Origin of the sequence: Mesorhizobium sp. WSM4311 (assembly GCF_002295115.1) — a bacterium.
Taxonomy (GTDB): Bacteria; Pseudomonadota; Alphaproteobacteria; order Rhizobiales; family Rhizobiaceae; genus Mesorhizobium.
This window is the reverse complement of the sequence record NZ_NSFV01000015.1, coordinates 1-26993: the sequence shown is the minus strand read 5'-3', so window position 1 is coordinate 26993 and position 26993 is coordinate 1. Positions and strand designations below refer to the sequence as shown.

Sequence of the window (26993 nt, the reverse complement as noted above, 5' to 3'; positions counted from 1 at the left end):
CGGCTCATCCCCATCGATGAGAATGCGCTCCGCCGCTCCATCAAGATCCTCATACTGGCCGCTTCTCAGGGCCCACAGAAAGCCGCTCAGTCCAAGCGCTCCGAGGAAGAGGGCCACGGGGATGAGATAGACGAGCGTCGTCATGGCTGTTGGACCAACATGCCTGGGCGTCCGCGCCGGTCGCGCGAAGCGCGTTCAGGCGATGCGCTTTTCGTGAAACCTTGCAGCCGCATGGCGTTTCCGATCACCAGCAGCGACGAGGCGGACATGGCGATCGCTGCGATGAGCGGCGTCACGTGCCCCGATATGGCGATCGGCACCGCGAACGCGTTGTAGACAATGGCAATGGCGATGTTCTGTCGAATGAGCCGGCCTGCCTTTCGCGAGATATCCAAGGCCAAGGGCACCGCCAGAAGGCTTTCGCGCAGGAAGACGAAATCGGCGGCATTGCGACCGACATCGGCCGCTGTGGCCGGGGCCATCGAGACATGCGCCGCGCCGAGCGCCGGCGTATCGTTCAGTCCGTCGCCTACCATCAGCACCTTGTGGCCTTCCCTGGACAGCGCCTCGATCCACTCGACCTTGCCGGACGGGAGCAGGGCCGGAACGAAGTCCTCGATCCCCAAGGTCTTGGCGACGTCGCGACAGGCGTTGGCGGTGTCGCCGGACAACATCTGGACCGACATTCCGGCATCCTGCAATTGCCCGACCGCCGCCTTTGCATCGGCGCGCGCGGCGTCTTCGAAGGCAAAGGTGGCGACGATGATCCCGTTCTTCGAAAGCACTGTCCCGCCATAGCCGCCATATTTGCCTTCGCCGCCGGTCCGCGCCTTCCATCCAGCCCATCCGCGCCGGCCGAGGCGCCAGGTATTGCCTTTGGTGACGGCTTCCATGCCGAAGCCTGGGTGTTCGCCGACGGACTGGAGCCCGGGTTGGCTGGAAGAGCCCGCGAAACCGGCTATGGCCTTCGAGAATGGATGGCGCGACTGCGCGGCCATGTCGGCCGCGATCGCCAGCATGGCCGGGTCGATGGACGGCCCATTGATCAGCCTTGGCTGTCCGAGCGTGAGGGTCCCGGTCTTGTCGAACAGCACCGTATCGATCGCCGCCAGTCGTTCCATGGCCGAACCGTCCTTGACCATGACGCCGGCCTCGAAAAGACGCCGCGCCGCGACGACCTGCACGATCGGCACGGCCAGGCCGAGCGCGCATGGGCAGGTGATGATGAGAACGGCAATCGCGATCGTCATTGCCAGATGCCAGTCGCCCGAAGCGATCATCCATCCAAGGAACGTCAGCAAGGCAGCGAGATGGACCACCGGAGCGTAGAGCGCCGACACACGGTCGGCGATCCTGCGGTAGTGCGAGCGGCCGCCCTCCGCGGCTTCCATGAGCCGGACCATTTCGGCCAGGAAAGAATCCTTCGCCGCGGCCGTCGCCTGCATGGTCAGCGGGCCGGTGAGATTGAGCGTGCCTGCCTGAACCTGGGCTCCCGCTCCCACGGTCCGGGGCGTGCTTTCCCCGGATACCAGTGAACAATCGAGATCCGAAATACCGCTGAGGATATTGCCGTCGACCGGAATTCGCTCACCGGCGGCGATGTGCAGCGCCATGCCCGGCTCGATCTCGCCGACCGGCAGGTAATCGCGCACGCCATCGCCGCGCAGCACGATGGCGCCGCGTGCCGCCAGCCGCGACAGGCCATTCACGGCGGTGCGGGCCCGTTCGCGCATGACGTGGTCCAGCGTGCGGCCGATCAGGAGGAAGAACAGCAGCGAAACGGAGGCGTCGAAATAGGCGTGGTCGCCATGATTGATGGTTTCGTAGAGGCTCATGGCGTAGGCAAGCGACACGCCGACCGCAATCGGGACGTCCATGTTCATGCGCCCGTGGCGCAAGGCATTCCAGGCCGAGCGGAAATAGATGCCGCCGGCAAAGGCCAGGGCGGGGATGGCGATCAGCGCCGAGACCCAGTGGAACAGATCGCGGGTCGCGCCTTCGGCGCCGGACCAGACCGAGACCGACAGCAGCATGATGTTGCCGGCGGCAAAACCCGCGACCGCGACCGCCCGGATCAGTTCCGAAAGCGTCTTGTCCTTGTTGCTGGTCTCCGGATCGAAGAGATGCGCTTGGTAGCCCAGCCGCCCAAGCGTTGCGAAAAATGGCGGAGCCTCGTCGCCACGCCACTGGACCGAAACTCGTCTGGTCGACAGGTTGACGCGAGCGCTCTCGACGCGATTGAGCTTTCCCAATGCCGTCTCGATCGTCTGGATGCAGGCCGCGCAGTGGACTGTCGGTACCGACAGATCGGTCTGGCAAAGGTTGTCGCCGATCGATCGGCTTACCAGCCTGATCTCCTGGCTGGACGGCAGGACCGATGGGGCGCCGGCCAGATCCAGCGTCATTTCAGCGCCAGGTGCACAACAGCTCATTTCATCGCCCCATGGGAAATCATGATCCTGCGGACGTCACGATAGGCTTTGTCCAGACCGGCATCGGCGTCGACTTCGACGATCCAGACCCCGTCCTTCGGCGTATGCTGCGCGGCGAAGTCCTGGCCCGAGGCGAGGGCGAGCGTGATGGCCTTATCCTCCTTCTCATAGGCGGGGTGGCGAAACAGCACCTTGACGCCATGCAAGGCGACCGGCTTGCCGCCGGCATCGGTAAGGCTATAGCGAACCTCACCCGCCGCGATGGTCAGTTTGCCGGTCCAGCCGAGGGCCGCCTGCGCGCGCCCCTCTTCGGCTTTCTTGTTGAATTGCTGGCTCGCCACATAGGTGTTCTCGACCACCAGGCCGGTCCAGCTTGTGCTGGCGAGCGTCGCCATGGTCAGATTGACCGCGATGACCACGCCGAAAAAGGCAAGGACGGTGGCCAGCATGTGCCTGCCGGTGAATTCGCGGGATTTTTGCGCCTTGGCGGTCATCTGGCGATCTCCGGTGCGTTGAAGGTGGCGGTGTATTCGTCGGACTCGAAGCTCGCTCTGTCCTCGGCCCGGAACTTGAAGGTCTGTGCCGTACCCTGGATCTGGCCCGCCGGCTGGCGTACGAAGACCTTGAGCATCTTCAGCCGGTCGGGTTCGACCGAGATGGGAACGGAGCGACCTGCCGGCTGATCGATGCCGACCACGCTCATCTCTGCTCCTTCCAAGCCCTGAAGGGTGACGACGATGGTCCTGGGCTCGGGGATCATGTTGAGCAGCTTGACGGTGTAGCCGTTGCGGATGGAGCCGTCGGACAGGGTGACGAACTGCGGATTGCGGTCGTGCAGCACGTTCACTTCGAGCCGGTCGCGCGTCAGCAGCGAATACAGCAGGCCCAGGCCGATCAGCGACCACAGGGCCATGTAGACATAGGTGCGTGGCCGAAAGATCTTGCGAATGTGGAAATGGGCCACCTTGTCGGAGAACAGGCCGTCAGCGGTTCGGACCAGCGAAGGATTGACTGAACCCGAGCCCCCGGCGGTCGCCAGCATCATGTTGGCGTTGTAGTCGGAGAGCGTCGCGTAGGAGATCAACCCATGCTCCCTGCCGAGTTTGTCCATGACGCTGTCGCAAGCGTCGATGCAGAGCGCGCAGGTGATGCATTCGAGCTGCTGGCCGTCGCGGATGTCGATCCCCATCGGGCAGACCGCGACGCAGGCATTGCAGTCGACGCAGTCGCCGACAGGCTGCCCCGCGGCGAGCACCTTCTTGGCGTGGCGCGAGCGCGGTTCGCCGCGCCAGTCATTGTAGGTGACGGTGAGGGAGGTCTCGTCGAGCATGGCCGCCTGTATGCGCGGCCACGGGCACATATAGGTGCAGACCTGCTCGCGCATCAGCCCGCCGAACGTATAGGTCGTCGCCGTCAGTACGGCGACGGTGATGTAGGCGATGGGAGCCGCCGCGCCGGTGAAGAGTTCGCCGGCTAGCGTCGGCGCATCGGCGAAATAGAAGATCCAGGCGCCGCCGGTGGCCGCGCCTATGACCAGCCAGATGGCGTGTTTCGAGACCCGCAGCACGAGCTTGCGTGCGGTCCAGGGTCCGGCATCGAGCTTCATGCGAGCGTTGCGGTCGCCCTCGATGGCGCGCTCGACGACCAGAAACAGATCGACCCAAACGGTCTGCGGGCATGTATAGCCGCACCAGGCGCGCCCGACCGTCGACGTGATCAGGAAGAGGCCGACGCCGGCCATGACCAGCAGGCCGGCCACATAGTAGAATTCCTGCGGCCATATTTCGATGAAGAAGAAGTAGAAGCGCCGATTGGCGACATCGAGCAGTACGGCCTGGTCCGGGGCAAACGGGCCGCGATCCCATCGCAACCACGGCGTCAGGTAGTAAATGCCGAGCGTGATCGCCATCACGAGCCATTTGAACTGGCGAAAGCTGCCCGATGCACGCTTGGGGAAAACCTTCTTGCGCGCAGCATACAATGGCTGGCGCACTTTGGCGGAGTTGACCGCCTCAGCTTCGAGCCGTTCTACCTGCGTATTGTCCAGCACCGGTCTCTCCCGTCATGCAGCTTGTAATTTCGCCCTGTGGCGGCGCGAAATGCAGCGTCGACCGGGACCTTGCCTCCGACTGGATCGCGCCGCGTTGATGCAGGTCAATCGTCGGCACCGCAAATCAGTCGAGGCCCGGCAGGGCCGGGCCTCGTCGCCTGGACGGAGAGGGCAGGAGAATAGGCCCCCGTTGCTATTCTCCACCGCCAAGCGAATGCACGTAGACTGCGAGCTCCTTGACCTTGGTCTCGCCGAGACGGTCAATCCAGGCTGGCATCACGCCGTGTTTCGGCGTGCGGACCTGGGCGGCGATGGCTGCCTCGCCAGACCCGTAGAGCCAGATGGCATCGGTCAGATCGGGAGCGCCGAACTCCCTGTTGCCTTTCGCGTTGGCGCCATGACAGGCCACGCAGTTTTCCGCGAAGACCTTGGCGCCGGGCTCGATCAGACTTGCGTCCTGGACCTTGCCGGAGAGGCTCGCCACGTAGGCGCTGACCTGCATGATCTGCTCGGACGTGATGATGTCGCCAAAGGCCGGCATCTCGGAGATGCGCGTATCCGGGTCGGACGCGAACCGGATGCCGTGCGTGATCGTCTGCTGGACCTGGTCGGCCTTGCCGCCCCACAGCCAGTCGTCGTCATTCAGGTTGGGAAAGCCCTTGGACCCCTGTGCGCCCGAGCCATGACACTGAACGCAATTGACCTTGAATGTGGCTCCGCCGGCCGCGACCGCGAATTCACGCAGAGCATCGTCGGCGGCAATCTCGGACACGGTCTTCGATTGAATTGCCGCGACATACTTGCCCTTCGCAAGTTCGGCCGCCGCCAGCTCGTTCTTGACGTCAATTCGGCTCGAATAGCCGAGCAGCCCTCTCGTCGCGGAGGACAGCATCGGCCATGCCGGATAAGCAATGGTGTAGCCGATCGCCCAGGCGATGGTGATGTAGAAGGTTATCACCCACCACCGGGGAAGAGGGTTGTTGAGTTCCCTGATGCCGTCCCACTCATGGCCGGTCGTCGAGATGCCCGACACGTCGTCGATATGCTCTGTGCTCATGATCAGTCATCCTTGAGGGGAATGCGGGCGGCTTCATCGGCCTGGCTGCGGCCGCCCGGCCGAAGTGCGAAGGCAATGCAGCCGACAAAAAAGAGCGCCATGGCCAGCAAGCCCCAGCTGTCGGCGAATTCCCGCATCAGATTGTAGTCCATGGGTCGTGCTCCTCAGCGGTAACCGGCGGCTTCGTCGTAGTGTTTGAAATCGACCAGCGTGCCGAGCATCTGCAGATAGGCGACAAGCGCGTCCATCTCGGTGACCTGCTGCGGATTGCCGTCGAGATCTCCGACCTTCGCTTTCGCATAGCGGGCCAGGAGGCCGGACGTGTCGGCGTTGGGATCGGCCTGCGCCATCAAGTCGGCGTTGGCGTGCGCGATCATGTCGTCGGAGTAGGGGACGCCAACACGCCTGTTCGCAACCAGATGCGTCGAGAAGTCCTTCACCTGGATTGGCGTGTCCTTCAGGAACGCGTATTTCGGCATGATCGATTCCGGCACCACCGAGCGCGGATCGCTGAGATGCTGGACGTGCCAATCGTTCGAGTAGCGGTCGCCGACCCGGGCAAGGTCGGGGCCGGTGCGTTTCGAGCCCCACTGGAAGGGGTGATCGTACATCGACTCGGCAGCCAGGCTGTAGTGACCATAGCGCTCGACCTCGTCCCGGAATGGCCTGATCATCTGGCTGTGGCAGAGGTAGCAGCCCTCACGCACATAGATGTTGCGGCCGGCGAGTTCGAGCGGCGAATAAGGCCGCATGCCTTCGACCTTCTCGATCGTATTGTCGAGATAGAAGAGCGGGGCGATCTCGACGATGCCGCCGACCGTCACCACCAGAAGGGAACCAACGAGAAGAAGCGTGGCGTTCTTCTCGATGATCGCGTGTCTGTCCATCAAGCCCATTTCTGGCTCCTATTGTGCAGGCTGGAGGGCGGGAACAGAGCCCGGTAACGGTTGCTCCTGGCGCTGGTGGCCGAGGATCGTCATGGTGATGTTCCAGGCCATGATCAGGGCGCCGGACAGGTACATGGCTCCGCCGGCGGCGCGCATGATGTAGTAGGGATGCATGGCGGCGACGGTCTCGGCGAAGGAGTAGACCAGGAAGCCCTGCTCGTCGTATTCGCGCCACATCAGGCCCTGCATGATGCCGGACACCCACATGACCGCGGCGTAGACGACGATGCCGAGCGTCGCCAGCCAGAAGTGCCAAGTGACCAGCCGCAGCGAATAGAGGCGTTCGCGGTTCCACAGCTTCGGCACCATGTAGTAGATCGCGCCGAACGAGATCATGCCGACCCAGCCGAGGGCGCCGGAATGAACGTGGCCGATGGTCCAGTCGGTGTAGTGGCTGAGCGAATTGACCGACTTGATCGACATCATCGGGCCTTCGAAGGTCGACATGCCGTAGAAGGCGATGGCGATCACCATCATGCGGATGATCGGGTCGGTGCGGATCTTGTCCCAGGCACCGGACAGCGTCATCAGGCCGTTGATCATCCCGCCCCAGGACGGCATCCAGAGCATGATCGAAAACACCATGCCGAGCGTCTGCGCCCAATCAGGCAGGGCGGTATAGTGGAGATGGTGGGGCCCAGCCCAGATATAGAGGAAGATCAGGGCCCAGAAGTGGATGATCGAAAGGCGATAGGAGTAGACCGGGCGGTTGGCCTGCTTGGGCACGAAGTAATACATCATGCCGAGGAAGCCGGCCGTCAGGAAGAAGCCGACCGCGTTGTGGCCGTACCACCATTGCGTCAGCGCATCCTGGACACCGGAAAATGCGGAGTAGCTCTTCGAGCCCAGGAAGGAGGCCGGCATCGACAGGTTGTTGACCACGTGCAGCATCGCGATGGTCACGATGAACGAGAGGTAGAACCAGTTGGCGACGTAGATATGCGGCTCCTTGCGCTTCAGGATAGTGCCGAGGAACAGGAGGAGATAGGCGACCCAGACGATGGTCAGCCAGATGTCGACATACCATTCAGGCTCGGCATATTCACGGGATTCGGTGATGCCGAGCAGATAGCCGGTGGCCGCCATGACGATGAAAAGCTGATACCCCCAGAACACGAACCAGGCGAGATTGCCGCCGAAAAGTCGGGCGCGGCAGGTGCGCTGCACCACATACAGGGACGTGCAAAGCAGAGCGTTGCCGCCGAAGGCAAAAACGACGCCGGATGTGTGCAGCGGCCGCAAACGCCCGAAATTGAACCAGGGCTGGATGTTGAGATCCGGGTAGGCAAGCTGCAGCGCGATGATCACGCCGACAAGCATGCCGACCACGCCCCAGAACATGGTGGCGATGGCGCCGTAGCGGATCGGCCCGTCCATATAGGCGGACGGATCGATCGGAGCCGCCGGCGCGAAACTGGTCTTGCGCAGAAGAACAGCGACAAAGCCCAGCAGCACGATGAACAGCACCCACATATGCTGGCGGAAAGGCTCATCCACGCCAAAGCCGGCGGCCACCAGGGCCGCGAATGCAAACAGGCTTAGAGCCACAGTTTCAGTGCCGAATTTCATGACATGTCCCCGACCTCGGATTCCGTGCGCGGAAAGCAAATCCGCAGCGGCACAATTCCTCAGCCGGGTTGCCGGTGCCTTGATCCAGGTCAAAGCTCACCGCGTTATCATTGGGCAGCGTAAGCCTTGCAAAAGACCGGAGGCTGACATTGGACTCGGAGAAAGTGCGAGGACCGTCGCTGTTTGAAAACCGCCGTGAAATCGCCACGCTGGCCGGGCGGGAGGCCGTCCCGACCGCGGTGATGCGGCGTGCGCATGACGAGAAACTCCGCCTTTGCGATGCTCTGGAACAAATCGCGGACGCTCTGCCAGGTGTTGATCGGATGATATGCCTCAGCACAGCCAACTCGATCGTGCCGCTTCTGCGCAGCATCCATCAGTACGAAGAGGCCATCATTTTTCCGGCTTACGAGGAGGCGGTGGTCGGCAGCGAGGCGAACCTTGCCTCGACCCGACGATTGCGGGCCGAGCATGTGGAAGACGAATGCTTTGCCGGTGAGGTGACTGAAATCCTGCTGGCCATCGGACATGGCGAGACAGTCGAGAATCCCGAAGCCATCGGGTTCATGTTGCGCGGCCTGTTCGAGAATCTGCGCCGGCACATCGCGTTTGAACGCGAGCACGTGCTGCCGATGATCGGGATCGCTGATTGAGGTCAGGCGCCGGAGCGACTGGCCAAGCGGTTAAGGCTGGTCACCGTCACATGTCGATTGTTCTCGATCCGGATCAGCCCGTCTGTCCGCAGCCGGGTCAACTGGCGACTCACCGTCTCGATCGTCAGGCCGAGGAAATCGGCGATGTCGGCGCGTGTGAGCGGCAGCTCGAAGCTCGTCGCGTTGGTGGCCGGATCGAGCGTGGGATCGATGTTTCTGGCAATCATCAGCAGAAAGCTCGTCACTTTTTCCGCGGCCGTCTTGCGCCCCAGCGTCACCATCCAGTCGCGTGCTTCGTCAAGCTCGTTCAATGTCTGCTTGAGCAGGCGATGCTCGAGCTCTGGCGATTCCCTCATCATTCTCTCGATGGACGCTCTTGGAAACGAGCACAGGGAGACGGCCGTTGCCGCTTCGGCGTTGATAGCGCTTTCCACCTTGAATGGCCGCCCCAGAAAATCGGGAGCAAACTGAAGCCCGACAATCTGTTGGCGCCCGTCCGAAAGGCTTTTCGTCAGCTTCACCACGCCGGAAAGCACGTTGGAATAGCTGTCGACGGTCTCGGCGTCGCCAATCAGCTCCACGCCCGGATCAATGGTGTGCTTTGACGAAAGCTTGGCGAGTCCGACCAATTGATCGGGGTCGAGCGCACCGCATACGCCACGATGCCGCGCCTCGCATGATTGGCAAAGCACGGGAATGCCGGCGCTATGAACATCTTGACGTACTGTCATCACGATCGTCCGAGGACCCTCAGTATCGGCAAGATAAGTGTCGGCCATTGAAAAAGCCTTGTGACAGTTTGTCCGGTGCAAAGGCTTTGACCGAAATCAAGGCATTGGCGCGCGGTTGCGGCCATTGCCTTGACCTTGCAAACACAGAGGAAGCGACATGCAACCGGAAGTGGCCGCTAGGCTTGGCGAAAATGTACCGCGGTACACGAGCTATCCGACAGCGCCTCATTTCCACCCGAGGGTTGATGCGGCTGTCTGTCGGACTTGGCTCGAAGCGCTCGAAAGCGATGACGAGATATCGCTCTATCTGCATATTCCCTACTGCGACAAGCTGTGCTGGTTCTGCGCATGCCACACCAAGCAGACCCGGCACTATCAGCCGGTGGCGACCTTTCTGCACTCCTTGCATAGGGAGATCGAGACGGTTGGCCGCCTCGTGCGCGGCAAGGGCCGGGTGCGCGCCATCCATTTCGGCGGCGGCTCGCCGACGATGCTGAATCCCGAGGACATCCTGTCGCTTGGAAAAGCGCTGCGGGATCGTTTCGATGTGCTCGACGATGCCAGCCTCAGTGTCGAAATCGATCCGAGCGACATGGACGAGGCCCGGCTCGACGCCCTGTCCGCGATCGGCATGACGAGGGCGAGCCTAGGCGTTCAGGATTTCGATCCCAAGGTGCAGAAAGCCATCAATCGCGAGCAAACCTTCCTGCTGACCAAGAGCGTGGTGGACGCCGTGCGGGCGCGTGGCGTGAATTCGGTGAACCTCGACCTGCTCTACGGACTGCCGCACCAGACCCTCGAGAGTGTTGCTCGCACCGTCGCCCAGGCGTTGACGCTGCAGCCCGACAGGCTGGCGCTGTTCGGCTACGCGCATGTGCCTTGGTTCAAGAAACATCAAACGATGATCGACGAAGCATGGCTCCCCGATTCCGCCGGACGGTTGGCGCAATCGCAGCTCGCCGCCCGGCTGATCGTGGACGCCGGATACGAGGCCCTGGGGCTGGACCATTTCGCCAAGCCGGACGATACGCTCGCCATCTCGGCTCGCACCGGCAAGATCCGCCGCAATTTCCAGGGCTATACAGAGGACAATTGCGAGACGCTGATTGGGCTCGGGCCTTCCGCGATCAGCCGATACCGCCAGGGCTACGCCCAGAACATCGTCGCAACCGGCGCATACGAGAAGGCCGTGGATTCCGGACAGCTGGCAGTGGCGCGCGGCATCGAGCTCAGCGTCGACGATCTGGCGAGAGGCTGGATCATCGAGCGTCTGATGTGCCATTTCGCCTTCTCGGCGATCGAACTGGTCGAGCGCTTCGGCGACGTCGGCCAGAGTCTCCTGGCCATGGCAAGTCGACTTGCGATCAGCGGCGGCGGGCTGCTGCTTCGGCTCGACGGCGAAAACTTCGTCGTGCCGAAGGACAGCCGCCCGCTTGTCAGGACGGTGGCAGCGAAGTTCGACAAGTACCTCGAAGCCGGCACAGCCAGGCATTCAGTGGCGGTCTGAGCGCCAGTCCGGTCAGAAGTGCTCGCCAACCCTGAACGGGCCGATGCGCGTTCCGGCAGCGACCAGGTAGGCGGTCGACCAGCCGATGAGCAGAAATCCGTTCACGCCCTCGAGCGCCGCCAGCACGCGCCAGCCATGGGCGGGAACCACGTCGCCATATCCGACCGTCGAAAAGGTAATGGTGGAAAAATAGAGCGCGGTCTCGAAGTCCGGCAAGACGCCGAGTTCAAGATACACGCCGGCCCACAGCCACACCTCGGCTGTGATAACGGCAAAGAGCCCCATGACGACGCTGATCATCGCGACCACTCGGCTGCGACGGCCGTGCATGCGGAAGCGAGCGACGAGGTGCGCCATGGCGTGGGTAATCGCGATGAGACCGAAGGTATGGATGAGGACCGTCAGGCTGATGACGATCGTGCCGGCGAACAGATTTATGACCATATGCTGATCGTAGCGGCGCAGCGGCGCTTTGCATTGTGCAAGATCAAACCGATGGAGGATGAGAACCGAAGCACGCGCTTCTTGCAGCCTGTCGGTTGTCCACGCGTCTGTTTTTCTGGTGCGTTCCTTTCACTGGGACAAAGGGCAAGCAGCCCGATGCACCGACATCACATCTGGACGGCGCAGATCGTCGACCGCGTCAGGAACCGCTTCTCACGACCATTGTCGAGCGAGAACATGCCGCCGCGGCCAGGCACCACGTCGATGATCAGATCGGTGTGCTTCCAGGCCTCGAATTGCGACGCGCCGATGTAGAAGGGTACGTCTTCGATGTGGCCGAGCAGTACATCGTGGTCGCCGACGACGAAGCCGGCGCGCGGATAGCACATGGGCGAAGAGCCGTCGCAGCAGCCGCCGGATTGGTGGAACAGCACCGGCCCATGCTCGGCAACGATCTCCGCGATCAGTTCGAGGGCGGCCGGCGTCGCCGTGACCTTTGCGTGCATGGTCTTTCCGATCTCCAGTCTTGGGCGCGGCCCCTCGCGGAGCCGCGCCTGTGCGACAAACAGCCGATCAGAAGAAGCCGAGCTTCTTCGGGCTATAGCTGACCAGCATGTTCTTGGTCTGCTGATAATGGTCGAGCATCATCTTGTGCGTCTCGCGGCCGATGCCGGACTGCTTGTAGCCGCCGAAGGCCGCATGCGCGGGATAGGCGTGGTAGCAGTTGGTCCAGACGCGGCCGGCCTGGATCGCGCGGCCAAAGCGATAGGCGCGGTTGCCGTCACGTGTCCAGACGCCGGCGCCGAGCCCGTAGAGCGTATCGTTGGCAATGCTGAGCGCTTCGTCGTCGTCCTTGAAGGTCGTGACCGAAACCACCGGTCCGAAAATCTCCTCCTGGAAGATGCGCATCTTGTTGTGGCCCCTGAACACGGTCGGCTTGACGTAATAGCCGCCCGCCAGGTCGCCGGGCAGAACATTGCGGGCGCCGCCGGTCAGCACCTCGGCGCCTTCCTGGCGGCCGATGTCGATGTAGGACAGGATCTTTTCAAGCTGCTCGGACGAGGCCTGGGCGCCAATCATCGTCGCGGGATCGAGCGGGTCGCCCTGCACGATCGCTTCGACGCGCTTGAGGGCACGTTCCATGAACCTGTCGTAGATCGATTCATGGATGAGCGCGCGGCTCGGGCAGGTGCAGACCTCCCCTTGGTTCAGCGCGAACATGACGAAGCCTTCGATCGCCTTGTCGAAGAAATCGTCGTCCTCGGCGACAACGTCCTTGAAGAAGATGTTGGGCGACTTGCCGCCCAGTTCCAGTGTGACGGGGATGAGGTTCTGGCTGGCATATTGCATGATCAGCCGGCCCGTCGTGGTCTCGCCGGTAAAGGCGATCTTGGCGATGCGCGGCGACGACGCGAGTGGCTTGCCGGCCTCGAGGCCGAAGCCGTTGACGATGTTGAGCACACCTGGCGGCAGCAGATCGCCGATAAGATCGGCCCAGAGCAGGATGGCGGCCGGTGTCTGCTCGGCGGGCTTCAGCACGACGCAGTTGCCGGCCGCAAGCGCGGGCGCGAGCTTCCAGCATGCCATCAGCAGCGGGAAGTTCCAGGGAATGATCTGGCCGACCACGCCGAGCGGCTCGTGGAAATGATAGGCGACCGTGTCGTCGTCGATCTGCGAAAGGCTGCCTTCCTGGCCGCGCACGGCGCCAGCGAAATACCGGAAATGGTCGATGGCCAGAGGCAGGTCGGCCGCGGTCGTTTCCCGGATCGGCTTGCCGTTGTCCCAGGTTTCGGCGCAGGCGAGCAGATCGAGGTTCTCCTCCATGCGGTCGGCGATCCGGTTGAGGATAAGCGACCGCTCTGCCACGCTGGTGCGTCCCCACGCGTCCTTGGCGGCATGGGCCGCATCCAGGGCCGCCTCGATGTCCTGGGCATCCGAGCGCGCCACCTCGCACAGCAGCTGGCCGTTCACCGGGGAGTGGTTCTCGAAGTAGCGGCCGGAGCGGGGTTCGGTCCATTTGCCGCCGATGAAATTGCCGTAGCGCTTGTCGAAAGGCGCCTTGACCGGGCGTGAGAATTCAACCTTGTTCATGTGTCTTCCTCCCAAAGCTGACGTCGCGGGATGCGACGCTTCGGAAGAGAGTTGCGATTTAGGCCGCCAATGTCACCGCCCCGGGGACAGCGCGCGGGCGGGATGTGTCGCAGAATTGCGACAGCCGTATGAGGTTTCGAATGGTCAGTGCGACCTGTGGACGTCCAGGCGGTTGAGCTTGCGGTGAAGCGTCGCGCGGCTGATGCCCAGCGCCTGGGCCGCGGCCGAGACATTTCCGTCCGCCCGCGCGAGCGCCCGCTGCAGAACACCGCGCTCCGCCTCGGCAAGCACTTCGGGGCCGGCCCAGCCGAGCAGATCGGCCGCCGGCATCGGCTTGTCCAGGCACTGCTGGGTGATTCCAAGCGCAAGGCGAGCCGACCGGGTCGCGCCGACCACCAAATCGTCTGTATCCACGGCGATCAGTGCGCCGGAGCCTTTGTCGGCCACCGGCGCCAGCAGAATGCGGGCCTTGGGGAATGCCATTTTGAAGTTCTCTGCCTCGATCCGACGCACCGCGTCGATAACGGCTAGCGAAATAAGGTTGGCAAAAGCTTCGGTCAGGTCAGCGCGGCAGGACGACACGTCGAGCGCGGCCACCAGATCTCCCTGGTGGTCGTAGATCGGAGCGGTGGTGCAACTGAGCCCCGTATTGCGCGTATGAAAATGCTGGTCGCGGTGGATCGTCAGCGCGCGCTGTTCGACCAGGCAGGTGCCGATACCGTTGGTGCCCTCGCTTTGTTCGTTCCAGACGGAGCCAGTCCACAAACCCCAGGAATGAAACGTTTCGTCATCCACAGGCGCGCCGCGCCGTTCGACGGGCACGCCATCACGATCGGCGAGGAGGACGCAGCATCCGACGCCGCCCACCGCGAGATAGAGCCGGTCCAGACTCGATTGGGCAGCCCGGACGAGTGGTTCGATACGTTGGCGGGCCTGCCCCAGCTCCGTCTCCGTGAGGTAGCGTGGGGAACTGCAGTCGGTTGGATCGAGCCGGTGCAAATTGGAAGACCGTCGCCAGGACGCGACCAGCGCGGATTTCGCCGCCGCGTCCGAAGCGATCGCGGCCTGAATGCGGTCGGCATGATGACCGGATAGGTCCTCGCCCATGCTTCCTCCCAGAACCAGTCTTTCCTTCAGCCCCCGGACCATCGCTGCTTCAAGACAAGGTAGCGCTGGTGCCATGCCAGGTTCGGCTTTCAATCACGACACTGTCAATTCGACAGAAGAATCAGAGGCGGAGTCATCGAACTGCGATATCCGGCCAAGCCATAGCCCTCCTCGGCGAGAACATTCTTTGCTCCCAGGCGCCCTTCAGCTGGTTCAAAATCTAGCTCAATGAACTGGGGCTTCCTTGATCGAGAGCAAAGATCTGCTCACTACGGCCCGGTCGCTGAAATCGCTGCCAAGGCATACAGATAACAACCTCGCGAACGTCCCGGCCCACGAAAAAATCAATAAAATCAAAATTATAAATATACCGTCCGACCCGCCACTATCTTTCTGGGGGAATTTTTACCTGACTAAGAATCCGTTTCTGTTCTGCATGCAGTCACCCGTGATCACGATCCGAGACGCGCAGATATGCTATTTAATGCCACCTTTTGCACTGGCGCGGGCTCATGGCTTTCTTTCTTGTCTATTGACAGAAAGACAAAAAGATCATTCGACTGAGACAGCGGCGGCTTGATGCCGGTATCAAAAACGAGGCTTTGCCATGAAGCTGGTCTTTGTCGAAGCTATTGGCAGCAAGGTTTCAAGTATCGGCTTTGGCTGCGCTTCGCTTGGCTCTCGTATCGGAGTTCGCAAGGGCATCGAGACCTTGGAACGCGCCTACGAAGCAGGGGTGACCTGGTACGACGTAGCGCCTTCGTATGGCGACGGCATGGCTGAATCGATCTGGGGTGAATTTGCATCCAGGAAACGGGATAGCGTCTGCGTCTGCACCAAGGTTGGCATGCGTCCGCCGAAGACCTCCGCCACCATGCGACTGCTGAAGCCGTTGTCGCGGATCGCTGTTGCGACGGTTCCGGCGCTTAAGCAGCATGCTTCAAGAGTGCGCCCCACGCCTTTCAAGGTGCCGCTGTCCGCGGCGTTGATAAGATCCAGTGTCGAGGAAAGCCTGAGGCGTCTTCGCACGGATTATGTCGATGTCCTCGCACTGCATCGTCCGACCGCCGAAGAGCTTGTTCGCGAGGATATCATCCGGGCCGTGGAGCGCGTGATTCAGGACGGGAAGGCCCGGGCCATCTCGGTCGCGGGAGACCTCGAGGCCGGAATGACGGCTCTCCAGGAATCGCTGCCTTATCGGTTCGTGCAGATTGCCAATACCCCGCTGGAGTCAAACCTCGCCAAGTTGAAGGCGCGCGTTCACCGGCACAGAACGTTCGTAACGCACGGGACATTCTCAGGCCTCAATCGAATCGTCGCGAAATTCAATGCGCGCAAGGGAATACTGGTCGCTCTTGGTGACCTCGGATACCGCGGCAGTCCCACTGAAATTGCTATCGCATTTCTCGCCGATTACGCATTCGCAACGAATTCGGCCGGCGTCACCCTGGTCTCCATGCTCAAGAAGGAACACCTCGATTTCAATCTGCGGCGATTGAAGAACGATCTAACACCCGAGCGCCTGAATGCCGTCATTGCCGCGCTCGACATGGGTGTCAAAGACTGATCGGCTGGCAGCTTGCCGGGGTTCTCCAACCACAGGTTTGACTGGCGCAGGAATGCCGAACAGCTATACTGGAAACATTAAGCCAGCGGGTTCGCCATGAGCAAAGAGTTCAGTGTCGCCGACGCCTATGGCACGGGCCGCGCCATTTTCATGGGACTTGAGTTGCTCGTCGCGCCCGGTGCGCTCGTCCCCCGGCCAGAGACGGAATTGCTGGGCAGGACGGCCCTTGGTGTTTTGCATCAAATGAACCTGCCGGCGCCGCGCATCGTCGACATGTGCTGCGGCACTGGCAATCTGGCGTGTGCCATCGCCCACCACATTCCCACCGCACGTGTCTGGGCGAGCGACCTCACCGATGGATGCGTCGGCGTGGCACGCCGTAACGCTGCCCATCACGGCATGGCTGACCGCGTTTCGGTGCTTCAGGGCGATTTGTTCGACGCTCTCTCGGGCCTTGGGCTCGACGGAACGATCGACATTATCGTCTGCAATCCGCCCTACATTTCGGAAAAGCGGCTTGAGGGCGACCGCGCGCATCTGGTCGAACTCGAGCCGCGCGAAGCGTTCGCGGCCGGCCCGTACGGCCTGAGCATCCATATGCGGGTGGTGAAGGACGCGCCACGATACTTGCGGCCTGGCGGCACCCTGCTCTTCGAGGTCGGCCTTGGCCAGGACCGGCAGGTGATGGGACTGCTGGAGCGCGGCAAGGCATACGAGAACATCCGCGCTGTGTCGAACGAAGCGGGCGAGGGCCGGGTGGTCCTGGGACAAGCCAAGTCGCAGGCATGAGCGTGCGGGAAACCCAGAGCAATTGCGCGAACCGGTCTGGGCTTTACGCCGGCAATCAATTCATCTTGCGGATGATGTATTGCTCGATCCCTTGAATGGAATCGAGGTTTTCAGGCAAGAGCTCGCTGTCTTCGACGATGATGCCAAAGGTCTCCTCTATGAAGCCTATAATCTCAAGCACTCCCGTCGAGTCGACGATGCCCTGGTCGAGCAAGGACGTGTCGCTCATCAATGCCTTCACGTCGCTCACGTAGAAATTCGAAACCAAGAAACTGCGGATCTGCTCGCTGTAGGTTCCGGTGCGGTCTTTGATCGTCAACATGAATTCGCCCTCTGTAAGACACAATAAAATAAGCGACCTCGTCCCCGCGCCCACCTCATGACAGGGCCGTTTTCTTGAGTTTGCCGGTATCCGTCATCGGTAGGCTGGCCACGACGACGATGGACTTCGGAACCATGAAGTTTTCCAGTCGTTTCTGGCACTCCATCTGCAGCTGTTTTTCGCCGATGGTTCTTCCATTCTCCATCACGACAAACGCCTTAACCGCCTGCCCAAGGAGTTCGTCGGGAACACCGATGACCGCTGCTTCCCGGACGCCGGGAATATCCATAAGGACGTTCTCCACTTCCTTCGGCGCCACCTTCTCGCCTCGCGATTTTATGATCTCGTCACCGCGGCTGACGAAGTAGAGGTAGCCCTCCGCGTCCATCCGGCAGTAGTCGCCGGTATATAGGACCTGCTCGCCGGGCAACGGGCCGGGTTTGAGCTTCCTGGCCGTCGCTTCGGGCTTGCCCCAGTAGCCCTTCATGACTGTCGCGCCGCGAATGACGAGCTGGCCAACGACGCCGGGGCCGACCCTTCTGTCATGTTCGTCGACGATCCACATTTCCGTATTCGGGATCGCGATCCCGACGCTCAACGGCTTTCGCGCGAGATCCTCCGGCGGCAAATAGGTGCAACGCTTGCATTCGGTGAGGCCGTACATCGAATAGATGCGTGCGCTCGAAAACAGCTCCCGAAGCATGAGAATATGCTTGAGGGGCAGGGCCGCCGCGGTGTTCGTGACGTAGCGAATGCTTGAGAAATCCTGGTCCTTGAGGGACTTGAGCTCGGAGAGTGCCGCAAAGATGGTCGGCACGCCGGGGAAACCCGTAACCCCCTCTTGCCTGATCAGCCCAAGGACCTGCGCCGGGAAGGCGAACGAACGTTCGAGCACCAGCCGGGCGCCGGTGCGAAACGCCATGACCATCTGGTACAGGCCGTAATCGAAGGCGAGGGGTAGGACATTGAGGATCACCTCGTCCTCTGCAAGCTCGAGGTAGGAAGCGATCGACGCGCACGCGGTCATCATGTTCCTGTGCGTCAGCATCACGCCCTTGGGTTCGCCCGTCGAGCCGGACGTGTAGATGATGGCGGCAAGATCGATATCGATGCAGCGCCGCGCCGGCGGCGCGTCGCCGGCGGCGACCGCGATGTCCCAGCGTATGGCTTGCGGCAATCGGGAGAGCTCGTCATCATCGATCGATCCGGAAACGATCGTCCGCAGAAGTGACGGGCAGCTGCGCGCCGGTTCGCGGAAGATCGAGTGCAGATGCGCGTCGGTGATCAGCGCCGCCGGTAGGCAGTCGTTGAGCAGATAATCAAGCTTGTCGCTCTTGGTCAGCGGGTTGACGATGCACACCACCGCATTCGCCTTGAGTACAGCCCAGAAGCTCACCACCGTCTCGACCGTGTTGTCGGCGAAGATCATCACGCGGTCGCCGCGCGCGACCCCTGATGCGGCCAAATCCGTGGCGATTGCATTGGCGCGCGCCTCGAGCTCGCCATAGGTGACACGTTGCTTGCCGCACACCAGCGCTACCTTGTCGCCGAGCCGGCCGGCGGAGTGGGCGAGGTAGTCATGCAGCAGGGGTACGGCATCATGCAACATGCAAGCGCTCCTCCCGATGTTCGCGGTCGACGTCGACGCTGAGCCCACGCACGTGGGTTGCACCGGGACAGCTCGCGACAAACTGCTGGTGCAGGAGCTGGGTCGACAGCACGCCGACAAGCGCCATGTTGTCGGCATTGGAAAGATCACCGTCACCGGTCCTGGCCTGGCACTTGCCGAGCAGGCGTGTGACCGAAGCCGGATCGAAAACATTCGCCTTGCGTATCGCCGTCTCCGAAAGCGCTTCGCGAATGTATTCAGGTGCGGCGTCGTCAGCGAAGCAAAGCGCATTGGGCGCCCGGAATGGCTGCTTCTTGCGGGTTACGATCTCGGAGGGCACGATCGGCTCCGCCACGCGTTTCAGCACGTGCTTCTCATCCAGGACACGCAGCTTGTAGGAAGGCGGAAGTGAATTCGCGAGCCTCACAAGTTCATCGTCGAGGAACGGAAAGCGCCCCTCGACGGAGTGAGCCATCAGCATCCTGTCGCCCTGCGAGGAAAGCAGATAGCCCGACATCAACGTCTGGACCTCGAGATACTGGTCCTGCGCAAGAGGGCTCCAGCGCGAAAACGCCGCGGGCAGACTGCCAAGCAACTCCGACACGGCGTCGCGGCGCTGGGAATCGGCGCGCAGATCCGCGGAGAACAGGCGCTTGATGGCGCCGGTGCTGCGCCAGCGCGTGTCATGGGCAAAGCCGGGCGCGTCATGCGCCTCGATCCCGCGTCCGAAGAACTGGCGCGCCATCGCTTGCTGTTGCACCGGCGAGCGGGTGAGATACGGGTAAAGACGCTCGAGGAGGCGTGAGCGTCGTGTCGACGCCGGCTGGCGTCCCCAGAATCGGCGGACCTTGGCTTCACGGAACAGGTCGTAGCCGGCGAACATTTCGTCGGCACCTTCGCCGGTCAGCACGACCTTGATGCCACGCTCGCGCACCAGCCTCGATAGCAGGAACAGCGGCGCCGGGGCGGTCCTCAGTATCGGGCGCTCGGTATGGTAGATCACCTCAGGAAAGATTGCCGCGATATCGCCGCGCGAAACCACCACCTCATGGTGCTCGCTGCCGGTTGCTTCGGCAACCAGGCGCTGGAAGCGGGTCTCGTCATATTCGGCGTCGGCAAAACGCAAGGAGAAGGTCTGGAAGCGTCGGCCGGCGAAGCGCCTTCCCAGTGTCGCCACAAGCGAGCTGTCCAGTCCTCCCGACAGGTAACACCCGACAGGCACGTCGGCGCGCACCATTCGGAGTGCCGTCGCGGCCTCGAGGGCGTCACGCACGCGGTCCACCGCGTCATCGCACGACCCGCTGAACTCGCCGTGCTGCGCTCCGATATTCTCGGGGTAGGAAGGCTGCCAAAAGACCTGCTCGCGAACGGTGCCATCCTGGTAGATGCGGACATGCCCCGGTACGAGCTCGTGGATTCCCTGAAATACCCCTTGCGGTGGAACGACAGTCCAGAGCGTGAAAGTCTGATCGAGGCCGGCAGGATCAAACGCGCGAGGGATGGCTGGATCGGCTGCGAAAATGGCCTTCACTTCACTGGCGAAATAAAGGCGGCCCGCATGCTCGCAAAAATGCAGGGGGCAAATGCCGAACCGGTCGCGCGACAAGACGAGACGACCTGCTATTGAGTCCCAGATTGCGATTGCCCATTGGCCGTTCATCCGCTCGAAGGCCGCTTCGCCCCATGCGCGATATGCATGCAGCGCGACCTCCGTGTCGCTGCGGGTCCGGAAGCGGTGGCCAAGCGCAATCAGCTTTTCCCGCAGCTCGACATAGTTGAATATCTCGCCGTTGAACACGATCCAGGTCGTATCGCCTGTGTCCGCAAGCGGCTGCTGGCCGCTGGAAAGATCGACGACGGACAGGCGGGCATGCGCCAGCCCTGCACGCTTGTCGCGGTAGATGCCGCGCTCGTCCGGCCCGCGATGCGCCAGCGTGCCCACCATCCGCATCAGCGCCTCGCGTGAAGGAGAAGCCGCCGCGGCGTTCAGGGTCACAATTCCAGCGATGCCGCACATTCCCGGTCAATCCTCGCCAATTTCCACGGAGAGCAAAGGCCGCGCGTGAAGATAGTGGGCGGCCCGCCGTTTCGCGTCGATGTCTTTGAAGACTTTCTGCAGCTGGGGCTCGGTGAGGCCGGCAACCGCCGCGACCTCCTCGCTGGCGATCCCATGGTTTAGGCCGTAGAGGCATAAATCCATCAGATGATAGGGCAGCGCGAAGTAGAACTCCTCCTGGCTTTGCGCCATGGAGAATGTGTCGGTGGTCGGTGCCCGCTGGCGGATTTCCTCGTCCACCCCGAGATATTCCGCGAGCTGATAAACCTGGGTTTTGTAAAGGTGGACGATCGGCATCACGTCGGCGGTTCCGTCGCCCTGCTTGACGAAAAACCCCTGGTCGTACTCCAAACGGTTTGGTGTCCCCGCAACCGCGTATTTGAGGCGGTCGGCGTGGTAGTATTCCGTCATCTTGCGCAGACGCTGCTTATAGTTGGTTGCGGCGACGATCTGCAGATAGGCGGCAGGCGACAGACGCACCGTGTCGACCTTGCCCTCCGGATCCTGGACGGTGAGTCGGGTGATGTTGAGGCCGTTGCTCTCGAGAACCGGTTCGATCACCAGCTTGCATTTCCAGCCGTCCCCATAGTCGGGAACGACGGTCCGGATCGCCTCGATCTGCCGACGGTAGGCGCCGACGGCTTCCACTGCCGGGCCTATGTCTTCCAGGATATTCTCAATGCCAAGCTGTGCCGCGACACGGCGGCCAAGTCTCAGGGAGTCGCCGGAGGAATCGCGCTCCGGCATGAACAGGCCCAAGACCTTGTCTTTGCCGAACGCCCGTGTGCACAGGGTCGCGACGACGGAGCTGTCGATGCCGCCGGAAAGGCCGACAACCACTCCGCGACGGCGGAGCGTGCCAAGAACCTGCTTGCGCAAGGTGTCAACGATGCGATCGACCTCCGCACGAGCATCGAGCACCAGCATGTCCTTGCTGAAGTGTGAGATCACGTCGATGACAGATCCTCCCTTTTGCGAGACTCGGCCGGGGAGTAGGTCCGCACGACGGCCGTCTCGATGAGCGGGCGGTTGGTGGCAAGATTGGGCTCTATGACAAGGTCGATGTGGTTGCCCATGATCGGAACCACGTCCAAATGCGCCAGAGCGCTTTCCCAGCCCAGGGCCCGAGGCATTCCCTCCCGACGGCATCGGAACAAGGTGCCGGAGATGGGCAGGGCCGGTTTGGGTGCCGCGAGCCACTGGAAGAAAGACCGCGCCCGCAAGACTTCCTGCAGTTCCAGTTTGGTTCTGAAGCTTGTCGGGCTGAACTCTCCCTTGCCAAAGCGGTCGAGAATCCTGGCGAGATACGCCTCGCAGCCCATGGCGACGGTGATCTTGGCAAGAGCTCGGCAAGCCATCCGGTGGGCGGATATGCGATTGGTGCGAATGCGATGGAATGTGCGGGTAAGTGTCTCCCAATGGTTGCTCGGCTCGTCCAGAAGGCTCGTATCGAGGATACCCAAAAACCTTACCGATCGACCGGCCGCCAGAAGCCGTGCCGCGACCTCGAACGCAACCGCGCCACCAAGCGAATGGCCGAGAAGTCGCACAGGGCCGTCAGGCTGGGCGCGGTCTATCTGCTCGACTGCGGCGGCAGCCATGGCGGAGAGGCTGTTATGTCCGTCCAATATCGCGGCGAGGCCAGGATACCGAATGGGGTTCACGCGGGCGACTTTGCCCATGGCGGCTGCGAACGCAGCCAGGCTCGGACCATAACCGACGGACCCTGGGAACAGGAAAAGAACCGGAGGGTGATGTTTCTTCGCGTGTCGTTCGCCCGCCTGTGCGGAGACGACAGCCTCAACCATCTCGTCGAAGCTCATACCGACGGTGAAGGCCTCGAGGCCCAGCTCTCGCCCTATGGCGCTCTCGATCGCCATGACGCAATGCAGCAGCTGCAGCGAATCTCCCCCCGCCTCATCCCAATTTCCCACCGCAGCGCCCATGTTGAGAACCTGCATCCACGCGTGCTGCACCACTTGCCTTGTATTCAGTTGGCCTCCTGCGGGGAGCGGTCGGGCAGCGGGCGGCTGGACGGCTGGCGCGGTCTTTCTCTCCGTACGATCCATTTCGGTGAGCGTTGCCAGGTCTACCTTACCTCCCGGCAAGCGTGGGATCTCCGCGATGGTGTGCAACCGCAACGGACGCAGCGGCGCCGGCAACGTCGTTCTGACGAGCTGACGAAGCTCCTCCGCGAAAGCAGCCCCGGCGAAGCGCTGGGCAACCGCGAATGCGATGAGTTCCTCGGCCGGCGTCACGATTGCCACGGCATCCGCCACCGAAGGCGCGCAACGCAGGACCCGTTCGAGCTCGGCGGGCTCGACGCGTCGACCATTGATCTTGATCTGGCGCCCCTTGCGGCCGACGATGCGCAACAGGCCATCGTCGTCCAGCCGAACGAGGTCGCCCGTCGCAAAAACCCGCACACCGGGATCGTCCGGGTCCGGCCGCGCGGGAATGACGACGCCGTTCTCCCAATGACCAAGCAGAACATAGGGGCTTTTGATCAGAAGCTCTCCACTCTCGCCTGTCCCGACATCGTGTCCTGCGTCGTCGACGATAGCGAATGCCATCCCGGGAAGCAGCCTGCCGACGGGGATCGATGCGTCTTGCTCCGGCCAATCCTGCGGCAGGAACCATTGCGAGCCGGTGGTCTCGGTTGACGAGTAGCCGATCTGGATCAGGCACTGGTTCGAAACGGCTTTGCGCAGCAAGGCGATGTCCGTCCACGACACCTTCTCGCCACCGATCCGTGCCACTCTGAGCGACTGGAAAGCGTCAGCAGGGGCCTCGGTCAACAGTGCCCGAAGCAGCGCCGGCACAAGATAGGCGATCGTCACACCTTCGGCTTGAACCCGAGCGCGGACAGCGCGGAGGCCGACCGCCTCCACCTCGAGAAGGTGCAACGTGGCGCCAGTCAGCAGTGCAGTAAAAATCTCCCGGCAACCGGCGATCGTGGCAGGCCCGGTCAGCGGCAGGAAAACGTCATCCGCGTTGATATGGCACGCGTCGACATATTGCCGGACGCGCCACAGCAGGCTGCGTTGGCTGTTGACGATGCCCTTGGGGCGTCCGGTGCTACCTGATGTGTAAAGCACCATTGCGGGCGCATCGACGGAAACCGAAGGGAGCTGTGGCTGCTGTGATGCCTGTTGACCGTTCGGCGCGACGCCAGCCGCAATATCGATCCATAGGACTTCCTGCGGCAAATCGGTTAGGCGAACATTTCCAGCGCCTATGATGGCGCCGAGCCGCGCGGCATTCACGATCTCGATGATCCGAGAGCCCGGATCTCTCATGTTGAGCGGAACCGAAGGCCGCCCGGCCGCCATACTGGCCAGTATCGCCACGGCGTACCAGGCCGAGTTGGCCTGAAGGATTCCGACCGCCTGTCCTTCGGGAACGACGGTAGCGATACGGTGCGACAATGTCTCGACAGCCCGGAAAAGCTCGGAATAAGTCAGGCGATTGGCGCCGTCGCCGATCGCGACCTTGTCGGGATATTGCCTTGCGACGTTTCTAAGGTGATCGAAGACGGGAATGTCGGCAAACCCGGCGCCCATCCGCTGATAGGGGCGCCAGAGGGGTCCCCCTTCGTCAAGAGCGTATTCGGGAATATCTGACCATCCGCGGGTCGTCGTCGGTCGACAATCCACCCGCAGATCTTCATTCACCGCTTCAGACTGCAAATACGCTGAAGACATTCAGGGCCCCACCAAGCTGAACGTCGACCATCACTCGCCACCGAAATCTTTTCATCAATCATTCGGATGATGCCTCGATCTTGATCAGACAGTGCTTTCCCGCTCCCGGCCTCGAAGACGTTCTCCAATTCCCCTTCGGTAACGGCCGGTCCGCCCGGAGGTCCCCGATCTTGAGACGCTTGCCAAGGGCCAATCCCGCGTGCCTCCGGCATATATGAAAGATCATTCAAATGAACGTTGGTGTGGCTCGTAATCCGGCTAAGCTTTGATACGCAGGCGAATGACTGCTTGCTCGGAGACATTTGGGTATTGCGTGATGATCATCGAGTTGTTCGGGCCGCCTGGTGCAGGCAAGACCACACTTCTTCGCGGCCTCTGCCAGGGGATGGCGAAATACGACATCAACGTGAAGACAGTGAACGGGTATCGCCTGATTGAATATGGGTCGGCCCAGGAAGACGGTCCGGAAGTTCGCCATGGCATTGGGCGCATTGGCAAAAAGATTGCCACCTCCGGCCCAGTCTTGCTGTCGACCCTGCCGAAGGATGGTGTCGCGGCGCGGCTTCTGGCGTCAATCCCACTACGAAGCCGCACATGGTCGTGGCGCATGAAGGTCGATATCGCCCTGCTGTGCGAGTCGTGGCGTCAAGCGCAGCAATCGGAAGGTTATTTCATTTTCGAAGAGGGCCTAATCCAGGCTTTATGCGCGCTGGTTGTGCTGGCGCGAAATCCAAGCATTGACGTGGTTCGTGACTGCCTGGCGTTCATGCCGCGACCAGACCTCCTTATCCAGCTCGATGCGCCGCAGGAAACATTGCGCCGCCGTCTCATGGATCGGCATGCGCAGCAACCGCTGCTGGAGGTCCTGCTGTTCGAACTCGGCGTGGACAGGGGCTTGAGGCAGGCCGATATCTCAAGGGAGATCGGCAAGTGCTTGCGCCAGGATGGATGGCCCTTGATACAAGTCAACGGTGCTGAACCTCACGACCTCGACAAGATCATCAGGCGAGCCTTGAAAGAGCACGAGACCGTCCCGGTTTGACCAAGGCGATAAGAGCCAAACCACTGGATTGGCTGGCGATCAAGGACTTGGTGGCACTCTCTTCGGCGAAGCCGTCGGCGTGTCGGCCATGGACCCGTGCGACGTTGCCAATGTAACCGGCCGCGCAATCATTTCGTGTCGCGTTGGTCGAGCACTTCAAGCATGGTGGTCAACATGCTTCCGACTTCTTCCGAGATTTCCTCGGGGCGAATTCCCGCCTTGATGGCGTCCGCCGTCACTTGCTCGGCGAGCTTCGCCGCAAGGGTCGGATCGGATCTCGAATAGGGTGGCAAATTATCCTCCACCCATTTCTGCAGGAATTCGATGCCCCGAGCGCTCATGATGGACCAACGAGCGTTGGAGCGATTTCGTTCCGCCGATATGTGTTCAAGAAAACGTCAGACCCTTGTGATCGGGGTCTGACGTTTCCCAAGGCTCACGCTACGATGAACGAGGACGCCGTCAAAGACAGATGCGGAGACAGGGTGGCAAACTGGATCTGATGTGCGCCACCCTCGCCGTCGCTGTCGAAAGACAGGGCGCCGGTCGAACTGTTGTAGATGATGTGATCGCCACTGTCGTGCGCACCCCTGCCTTGGTGGAACGCCGAGGTGGGAAGGGCGCCCGCTTGAAGGCCGGTGAACACATGGTGGTCGAGCGCGATCTTGTCCTGTGCCACGTTAAAATCGGTGATCTTGTCGACATTGCCGGTCTTGAGGGCGGCATTGAAGAAAAAGTAGTCCTTGCCCCCATTTCCCGTCAGCACGTCCTTTCCGCCACCGCCGTTGATGATGTTGCTGCCGGCATTGCCGTCTATGGTTTGGGAGAACCCGTTTCCCTTGAGGTTCATGGGCGTAGTGCCGGACTTGCTCGTGATGGCGAGGTGCTCGATCTCCGAGCCGGCCGACAGCGCGTAACTCACCGATGCCAGCACGGTATCGTTGCCGCCGCCCAACAGTTCCACCACCTTGTCGCCGACGTTGTTGACATAGTAGGTGTCGTTGTAGCCGCCACCAACCATCGTATCGGCGCCGGTGGTGCCGTGAAGCACATCCGCGCCGCCCGTGCCGTAGAAAGTGTGATCGCTGCTCGAAGGCACGGTAGTGGTTGGGGGCACCGTGCTGGTGGGCGGAGTCGTTGCGCCGGTCGAAGTTACGCTGGTGGTGCTCTGATTATGCTGAAGGAAGAGGGCCTGCAGCGCCGGCGAGTCGCCAAGCGCGGTGTCGCCCTGTTGAGAGCCCCAGGCATAGGCATAGTCGAAGGCGGGCGATGGCGCTACCTTGGCCCAGTGGTCCAGCATGGTCTGCTCCTGGGCG

At 61.9% G+C, this 26993-nt stretch carries 24 protein-coding genes and 1 pseudogene; 5 read left to right on the top strand and 20 right to left on the bottom strand.

What is annotated here, in order from left to right; genetic code table 11:
• Positions 1-3: 3 nt before the first annotated feature.
• The 8 genes and pseudogenes from ccoS to ccoN form a co-directional block, all read right to left on the bottom strand.
• A pseudogene (ccoS, locus tag CK226_RS28535) lies at positions 4-144 on the bottom strand (cbb3-type cytochrome oxidase assembly protein CcoS); the annotation flags it as partial.
• A complete protein-coding gene (locus tag CK226_RS28530) occupies positions 141-2432 on the bottom strand; it encodes a cation-translocating P-type ATPase (protein ID WP_095793623.1) in 2292 nt (763 codons plus the stop codon). The pseudogene ccoS and the gene CK226_RS28530, both read right to left, overlap by 4 nt.
• Positions 2429-2926, bottom strand: coding sequence for a FixH family protein (locus CK226_RS28525; RefSeq protein ID WP_095775531.1), 498 nt, complete (start codon positions 2924-2926; stop codon positions 2429-2431). Before CK226_RS28525 ends, CK226_RS28530 begins: the two co-directional genes overlap by 4 nt.
• The gene (gene ccoG / locus CK226_RS28520; protein ID WP_095793622.1) at positions 2923-4482 is read right to left on the bottom strand and encodes a cytochrome c oxidase accessory protein CcoG; all 1560 of its coding nucleotides are present in this window, start codon (positions 4480-4482) and stop codon (positions 2923-2925) included. The genes CK226_RS28525 and ccoG overlap by 4 nt, the downstream gene beginning before the upstream one ends.
• A gap of 193 nt (positions 4483-4675) precedes the next feature.
• A complete protein-coding gene (gene ccoP / locus CK226_RS28515) occupies positions 4676-5539 on the bottom strand; it encodes a cytochrome-c oxidase, cbb3-type subunit III (RefSeq protein ID WP_095793621.1) in 864 nt (287 codons plus the stop codon).
• A gap of 2 nt (positions 5540-5541) precedes the next feature.
• The gene (locus tag CK226_RS28510; protein WP_019860163.1) at positions 5542-5691 is read right to left on the bottom strand and encodes a CcoQ/FixQ family Cbb3-type cytochrome c oxidase assembly chaperone; all 150 of its coding nucleotides are present in this window, start codon (positions 5689-5691) and stop codon (positions 5542-5544) included.
• Between the two features lie 12 nt (positions 5692-5703).
• Positions 5704-6435, bottom strand: a complete 732-nt coding sequence (ccoO, locus tag CK226_RS28505; protein WP_095793620.1) for a cytochrome-c oxidase, cbb3-type subunit II — start codon at positions 6433-6435, stop codon at positions 5704-5706.
• Between the two features lie 9 nt (positions 6436-6444).
• A complete protein-coding gene (gene ccoN / locus CK226_RS28500) occupies positions 6445-8055 on the bottom strand; it encodes a cytochrome-c oxidase, cbb3-type subunit I (RefSeq protein WP_095793619.1) in 1611 nt (536 codons plus the stop codon).
• Between the two features lie 242 nt (positions 8056-8297).
• Here ccoN and CK226_RS28495 point away from each other — a divergent pair, with 242 nt between their 5' ends.
• On the top strand, positions 8298-8708 hold the full coding sequence (locus tag CK226_RS28495) for a hemerythrin domain-containing protein (protein ID WP_095775559.1): 411 nt from the start codon (positions 8298-8300) through the stop codon (positions 8706-8708).
• Positions 8709-8710: 2 nt separating this feature from the next.
• On the opposite strand, the gene CK226_RS28490 is transcribed toward CK226_RS28495, so the two are convergent.
• Positions 8711-9439, bottom strand: a complete 729-nt coding sequence (locus CK226_RS28490) for a Crp/Fnr family transcriptional regulator (protein WP_179296119.1) — start codon at positions 9437-9439, stop codon at positions 8711-8713.
• Between the two features lie 157 nt (positions 9440-9596).
• Between CK226_RS28490 and hemN the strand changes: the two genes are divergently transcribed.
• Positions 9597-10946, top strand: a complete 1350-nt coding sequence (gene hemN / locus CK226_RS28485) for an oxygen-independent coproporphyrinogen III oxidase (protein WP_095793618.1) — start codon at positions 9597-9599, stop codon at positions 10944-10946.
• Between the two features lie 12 nt (positions 10947-10958).
• On the opposite strand, the gene CK226_RS28480 is transcribed toward hemN, so the two are convergent.
• From CK226_RS28480 to CK226_RS28465, 4 genes are all read right to left on the bottom strand, one after another.
• Positions 10959-11390 carry a potassium channel family protein gene (locus CK226_RS28480; RefSeq protein ID WP_095775538.1) on the bottom strand — a complete coding sequence of 144 codons (432 nt, stop codon included), beginning with the start codon at positions 11388-11390 and terminating at the stop codon, positions 10959-10961.
• Positions 11391-11557: 167 nt separating this feature from the next.
• Positions 11558-11896 carry a DUF779 domain-containing protein gene (locus CK226_RS28475; RefSeq protein WP_095793617.1) on the bottom strand — a complete coding sequence of 113 codons (339 nt, stop codon included), beginning with the start codon at positions 11894-11896 and terminating at the stop codon, positions 11558-11560.
• A gap of 67 nt (positions 11897-11963) precedes the next feature.
• A complete protein-coding gene (adh, locus tag CK226_RS28470) occupies positions 11964-13481 on the bottom strand; it encodes an aldehyde dehydrogenase (protein WP_095775540.1) in 1518 nt (505 codons plus the stop codon).
• Positions 13482-13625: 144 nt separating this feature from the next.
• A complete protein-coding gene (locus tag CK226_RS28465; protein ID WP_095793616.1) occupies positions 13626-14588 on the bottom strand; it encodes a helix-turn-helix domain-containing protein in 963 nt (320 codons plus the stop codon).
• Positions 14589-15195: 607 nt separating this feature from the next.
• Here CK226_RS28465 and CK226_RS28460 point away from each other — a divergent pair.
• Entirely contained in the window at positions 15196-16155 is a 960-nt protein-coding gene (locus CK226_RS28460) for an aldo/keto reductase (RefSeq protein ID WP_095775542.1), read from the top strand.
• 96 nt (positions 16156-16251) lie between these two features.
• Positions 16252-16944, top strand: coding sequence for a class I SAM-dependent methyltransferase (locus tag CK226_RS28455; RefSeq protein ID WP_095793615.1), 693 nt, complete (start codon positions 16252-16254; stop codon positions 16942-16944).
• Between the two features lie 55 nt (positions 16945-16999).
• On the opposite strand, the gene CK226_RS28450 is transcribed toward CK226_RS28455, so the two are convergent.
• Genes CK226_RS28450 through CK226_RS28430 form a run of 5 tightly spaced genes read right to left on the bottom strand, consistent with a single transcriptional unit; the run spans position 17000 to position 24635 of the window.
• Complete coding sequence (locus CK226_RS28450; RefSeq protein ID WP_095775544.1) at positions 17000-17266, bottom strand: acyl carrier protein; 267 nt, start codon at positions 17264-17266, stop codon at positions 17000-17002.
• 55 nt (positions 17267-17321) lie between these two features.
• Positions 17322-18875, bottom strand: coding sequence for an AMP-binding protein (locus tag CK226_RS28445; protein WP_179301149.1), 1554 nt, complete (start codon positions 18873-18875; stop codon positions 17322-17324).
• A complete protein-coding gene (gene asnB, locus CK226_RS28440; RefSeq protein ID WP_095793614.1) occupies positions 18865-20892 on the bottom strand; it encodes an asparagine synthase (glutamine-hydrolyzing) in 2028 nt (675 codons plus the stop codon). Before asnB ends, CK226_RS28445 begins: the two co-directional genes overlap by 11 nt.
• Before the next feature lie 6 nt (positions 20893-20898).
• A complete protein-coding gene (gene nadE, locus CK226_RS28435) occupies positions 20899-21882 on the bottom strand; it encodes an NAD(+) synthase (RefSeq protein WP_095793613.1) in 984 nt (327 codons plus the stop codon).
• The gene (locus CK226_RS28430) at positions 21879-24635 is read right to left on the bottom strand and encodes an AMP-binding protein (RefSeq protein WP_095793612.1); all 2757 of its coding nucleotides are present in this window, start codon (positions 24633-24635) and stop codon (positions 21879-21881) included. Before CK226_RS28430 ends, nadE begins: the two co-directional genes overlap by 4 nt.
• Before the next feature lie 316 nt (positions 24636-24951).
• Between CK226_RS28430 and CK226_RS28425 the strand changes: the two genes are divergently transcribed.
• The gene (locus tag CK226_RS28425; RefSeq protein WP_095793611.1) at positions 24952-25677 is read left to right on the top strand and encodes an AAA family ATPase; all 726 of its coding nucleotides are present in this window, start codon (positions 24952-24954) and stop codon (positions 25675-25677) included.
• Positions 25678-25805: 128 nt separating this feature from the next.
• Here CK226_RS28425 and CK226_RS28420 read toward each other — a convergent pair whose 3' ends face one another.
• Both CK226_RS28420 and CK226_RS28415 read right to left on the bottom strand, forming a co-directional pair.
• Positions 25806-26018 carry a DUF768 domain-containing protein gene (locus CK226_RS28420; protein WP_095775549.1) on the bottom strand — a complete coding sequence of 71 codons (213 nt, stop codon included), beginning with the start codon at positions 26016-26018 and terminating at the stop codon, positions 25806-25808.
• Between the two features lie 95 nt (positions 26019-26113).
• Positions 26114-26993, bottom strand: an 880-nt coding sequence (locus CK226_RS28415) for a calcium-binding protein (RefSeq protein WP_143750389.1), incomplete at its 5' end; no start/stop codon positions are given.